The sequence below is a fragment of the Actinoplanes sp. NPDC051633 genome (assembly GCF_040681735.1).
GTDB lineage: Bacteria > Actinomycetota > Actinomycetes > Mycobacteriales > Micromonosporaceae > Actinoplanes.
Genome location: NZ_JBFAZH010000657.1, coordinates 1 through 4,449 on the forward strand (window position 1 = coordinate 1; position 4,449 = coordinate 4,449).

3 protein-coding genes are annotated in these 4,449 nt (G+C 73.3%); 1 reads left to right on the forward strand and 2 read right to left on the reverse strand.

The window, feature by feature from the left end; genetic code table 11:
* Nucleotides 1-206: 206 nt before the first annotated feature.
* On the forward strand, nt 207-2,540 hold the full coding sequence (locus tag AB0M20_RS29020) for an EAL domain-containing protein (RefSeq protein WP_364303492.1): 2,334 nt from the start codon (nt 207-209) through the stop codon (nt 2,538-2,540).
* 230 nt (nt 2,541-2,770) lie between these two features.
* On the opposite strand, the gene AB0M20_RS29025 is transcribed toward AB0M20_RS29020, so the two are convergent.
* Together AB0M20_RS29025 and AB0M20_RS29030 are read right to left on the reverse strand one after the other, a co-directional pair.
* Nucleotides 2,771-3,643 (reverse strand): phosphatidylinositol-specific phospholipase C/glycerophosphodiester phosphodiesterase family protein, encoded by an 873-nt coding sequence (locus tag AB0M20_RS29025; RefSeq protein ID WP_364303493.1) that lies wholly within the window; start codon nt 3,641-3,643, stop codon nt 2,771-2,773.
* Between the two features lie 48 nt (nt 3,644-3,691).
* A partial coding sequence (locus tag AB0M20_RS29030) for an ATP-dependent helicase C-terminal domain-containing protein (RefSeq protein ID WP_364303494.1) occupies nt 3,692-4,449 on the reverse strand: 758 nt, incomplete at its 5' end.

The following is a 4,449-nucleotide window of genomic DNA, read 5'->3' on the forward strand; positions in this document are numbered from 1 at the left end:
GGCTGACCACCGTGGTGACGGCGGAGAGCATCGAGGAGGTCCTCCTCACCGACGGCACGCCGCAGGAATGCTGCGAGCGGCTGCTCGAGCTGGCGCTCGAGGCCGGCGGCCCGGACAACGTCACGATCATCATCGCCGATCTGACCGAGGGCGACTGACGCGACCTGCGGTACCTTAACCCGGGTCTGGCTTCTCCCCGGGTGGTGATGACGACGGCACGGCTGACGGTGCGGGTGCCCGTAACGCTTGCCGTCATCGCCGTTGTCGTCGCAGTGGGTGAGTTCGTCGTTCCTGCCGGTGACATTCGACGGCTGTACGTGGTCGCCGCGGAGCTCCTCGCCGGGCTGATCGGCGCGTGGGTCTGCTTCGACACCGGCCGCGGCCGGATCGGCTCCGGGCGTCGCTGGCGCCTCCACCTCGGCACCGGGCTGATCGGCTTCTCGCTGCTGCGGGTGTGGTGGCTGGTCTCGCCGGACGCCTCGGGCGCCTCGGACGTCGGCTTCCTGGTCCTGCCCGCCTTCATCCTGCTGGGCCTGCTGACCGCAGCCAACGCTCTGCCACGCCGGGTGCCGATGGCCGGGCGGCGGGACGTCATCGTGCTGGTGATCGACAGCTTCCTGATCGCCGGGTCGGTGCTCGCGCTGCTCTGGACGCTCGTGCCGCGGCACGTCTACACCCATGCCGGCGAGGACCCGCTGGTGGTGGCCGTCGCGGTCGCCTACCCGGTGGCCGACCTCATCCTCGCCACGATGGCGGTGCTGGTGCTCACCATGCGACCGGCGCCGGCCAGCGTGCGTCGGCCGTTGCGGCTGGTCGCGTTCGCGCTGCTCGCGTTCATGGTCACCGACGCGCTGCGGCTGGCGACGCTGCCGTCCGGGCTTACGCCGGTGACCGCGGCCGGCTATCTGCTCGGGCCGGCGCTGATCGCGCTCGCCGCGCTGTGCCCGCCGACGCCGCCGGGAGAGCGGGTCGACGCCCGGGCCGAAGCGGACTGGCTGCACCTGCTGCTCCCGTACGTCCCGGTGGTGGCGACCGGTGTGGTGATCGCGCTGCGGCACGGCACCGACGGCCGGCTCACGACGCTCGAGGCGTACCTCGGATGGTTCGGTCTCGGTCTCGTCGTGGCCCGGCAGATGTTCACGATCGTCGACAACATGATCCTGCTGTCGCGGGTGTCCGAGGGCCAGCAGCGGCTCCACCATCAGGCCTACCACGACCCGCTCACCGGCCTGGCGAACCGCGCGCTCTTCCGCGAACGGCTGGTCGCCGCGCTCGAGGCGCACCGCGACCGGCACCGCCCGATCGCGCTGATCTTCGCCGACCTCGACGACTTCAAGCTGATCAACGACAGCTTCGGCCACGCGATGGGCGACCGGCTGCTGCGCACGATCGGCGACCGGCTGCTGGGCTGCGTGCCGTCCGGCGATCTGGTGGCCCGCCTCGGCGGCGACGAGTTCGCGGTGCTGCTCGAGCACCGGGCCGCCGACGCCGAACGGATCGGTCACCGGATGCTGCACGCCCTGCGCGAGCCGTTCACGCTCGACGGTCACACCATCGGCGTCGGCGCGAGCATCGGCGTGGTGGTGCCCGAGCCCGGCGACACCGACCTGTCCGCGGACATCCTGCTCCGCCGCGCGGACGCCGCCATGTATGCGGGCAAGCGCCGGGGCAAGGGCACCATCGTCCGGTACGCGGGCGGCGCCGACGGCGGTCCGCACGCCGACCTGCCGCACCTGCTGGCCCGCGCGCTGTCCGGCGACCCGGCGGCCTCCGGCTTCGAGGTGTACTACCAGCCGATCGTGCGCTTCGCCGACGGCGCGACGGTCGCCGTCGAGGCGCTGGCCCGGTGGACCGACCCGGTGGCCGGCCTGGTCGACCCGGACGTCTTCGTCACCGTGGCCGAGCGCACCGGCCTGGTCGCGGCGATCGACGACTTCGTGCTGGACCGGGCGTGCGCGGACGCGGCCGGGCTGGCCAACGTCTACGGCCGCCCGATCGACGTGCACGTGAACGTGTCGGCGGTGCGGCTGGGCCAGCAGGGTCTCGAGGACGCGGTGCTGTCGGCGCTGGAACGGCACGCGGTCCGGCCGTCGCGCCTGGTCGTGGAGATCACCGAGACGCGCCGCATCCCGGACATGCCGAGGGCGGTCGAGGTGGCGTCGCGGCTGCGCTCGTACGGGGTGCGGCTGGCGCTGGACGACTTCGGCAGCGGCTACAACGCGCTGGCGCAACTGCACTCCCTGCCGGTCGACATCGTGAAGCTGGACGCGACGCTGACCGATGTGGACCTCACGCCGGAGCGGGCCGGGGCGATCTGCCGGTCGGTGCTGGCGATCTGCAACGAGCTGGGCCTGGCGGTGGTGGCCGAGGGGATCGAGACGCCCGCGCGGGCGCACGCGATGGCGGACCTGGGGTGCCCGCTCGGGCAGGGCTATCTGTTCGGGCAGCCGGTGCCGCCGCAGCGCCTGGCGGTGCCGCTCACGGGACCGCCGGGCTCGCCGGCGTCGGCGACGTCGTCCCGGGCCGGGATGTCCACCTAGCCTCCTAGGACGCCGGAGAGGTTGTGGCCCGCCGCGCCACCGCGCCCGGTGCTCGCCGCGCCGGTGCTCGCCGCAGGCAGCCAGTGCCGCCGCGGGCCCGCCGCCGCGGGCCCGCCCGGGTAGGGGGTGGGTCGCCCTGCGCTACGGCCGCCACCACCCCCCACCCCGGCACTGGGTGGGCCTCAAGTTAAGCCCCGCCTACGACATTTCCGCGGCGCTGTCCACAGGCGTCACGCCGCCCGGCGTGCGGCGTGCGATCGCAGGAACGCCTCCAAGCCGGCCAAATCGTCGGTGTTGATGTGGTCGACGCCCGCGTTCAGCAGCTCCGTCCAGACCGCTTCCCGGGCGGCGCCCGGCGTGTCCGGCGTCGCCCAGAAGCGCACCCGCTGCCCGTCGCGGTGCGCGGTCGCGATGATCTGCCGCAGCCGGCTCCGCTCGGCCGCGGGCATCGGACCCGATCCCTGCCAGGTGAAGACGTTGGTCCAGTTGTCGCTGATCAGCGGGATGAACGACGCGGGCGCTCCGGAGCCGAGGTCGGTTAGGCGGCCGTCGTAGAAGGCGTACCGCACGCGCTGGCCCTCCATCAGCTCGCGTGGCCGGTCGCCGCTGATCACCGCGGTGACCGCGCCGGGCCGCACCCGCCCGAACGCGTAGGTGGTGAGCAGCCACCGGTACCGCGTCAGCACCCGGTGCAGCTCGGTGTAGGTCAAGGCGCCGGTGTTCTTGATGTCGATCAGCAGTTGCAACTGCTGCCGGCTGCCGCGGTAGACGGTGCCGTGGTTGGCCCGCACCCGCCGTGCCAGCGGTTCGAGATAGAGGCTTTGCAGGGTACGGCCGGGCTGGACGTCCTCGGGGTCGTGCGCGACGAGCAGCTCGCCGCCGACCAGATAGACGTCCGCCTCCACGCTGGTGAACCCGTGCGAGAGCGCGTCCAGCAGCGGCCGTTCGTGCTCGTAGTCGTTGTGTGCGTGCGCCTGGGCGAGCGGGCGGACGCGGTGGTCGTGCGAGGCGGCCGCGGAGACCGGGGCGCCGGCGCCGAGCAACGCCGACGCGACGGCCACGACGGTCACCAGCCGGCGGCCAAGGGATCGACTGATATGCATGCCGTTGAGCATGCCAAGCAGGAGTGACGCTGTGGTGGATCGAAGGTGTCAACCTCGCCGGTTCGTCCGGCGGGTCGGTGTCGCCGAGGTGGGGTCCTCGGGCCACGGGTGTTTGGGGTACCGGCCGCGCATCTCGGCCCGCACCTGCGGATAGGCGTTCTGCCAGAAGGATGCGAGGTCGGCGGTCACGGCGAGCGGTCGTCCGGCGGGGGAGAGCAGGTGCAGGAGTACGGGCACCCGGCCGTCGGCCAGTCGCGGCGCCTGCGCCCACCCGAACGTCTCCTGCAGCTTCACCGCGAGCACCGGCGCCGCCGGGTCCGCATAGCTCAGTCGCACCCGCGATCCGCTGGGCACGGGCAGCCGTTCCGGCGCGATCTCGTCGAGTCGTCCGGCGACCGACCAGGGCAGCAGACGCCGCAGTGCCGTCGCCGTGTCGACCCGGGCGAGGTCGGCCCGCCGGCGTGCCCGGGTGAGGTCGGGGCCGAGCCACACCTCGGCCGCCGCGATCAGCGCTTCGTCGTCCACCGCCGGCCACGGGTCGCCGATCGCCGCCCGCGCGAAGGCCATCCGCTCCCGCAGCTCCGCCGCCGTGCGTGACCAGGTGAGCAGGCCGAGTCCTTCGTGCCGCAGCCCGTCGAGCAACGCGGCCCGCACCAGCGTGGGGTCCGGGTTGTCGAGGCGGCGTTCGACCAGGGTGATGGCGCCGAGCCGGCGGATCGACCGGGCGACCACGTCACCGCCGGCCCAGCCGATCTCGGTGTCCTCGGTCAGCAGCGCGGCGGCGGCTTCGGCGGCGGTCGCCTCGT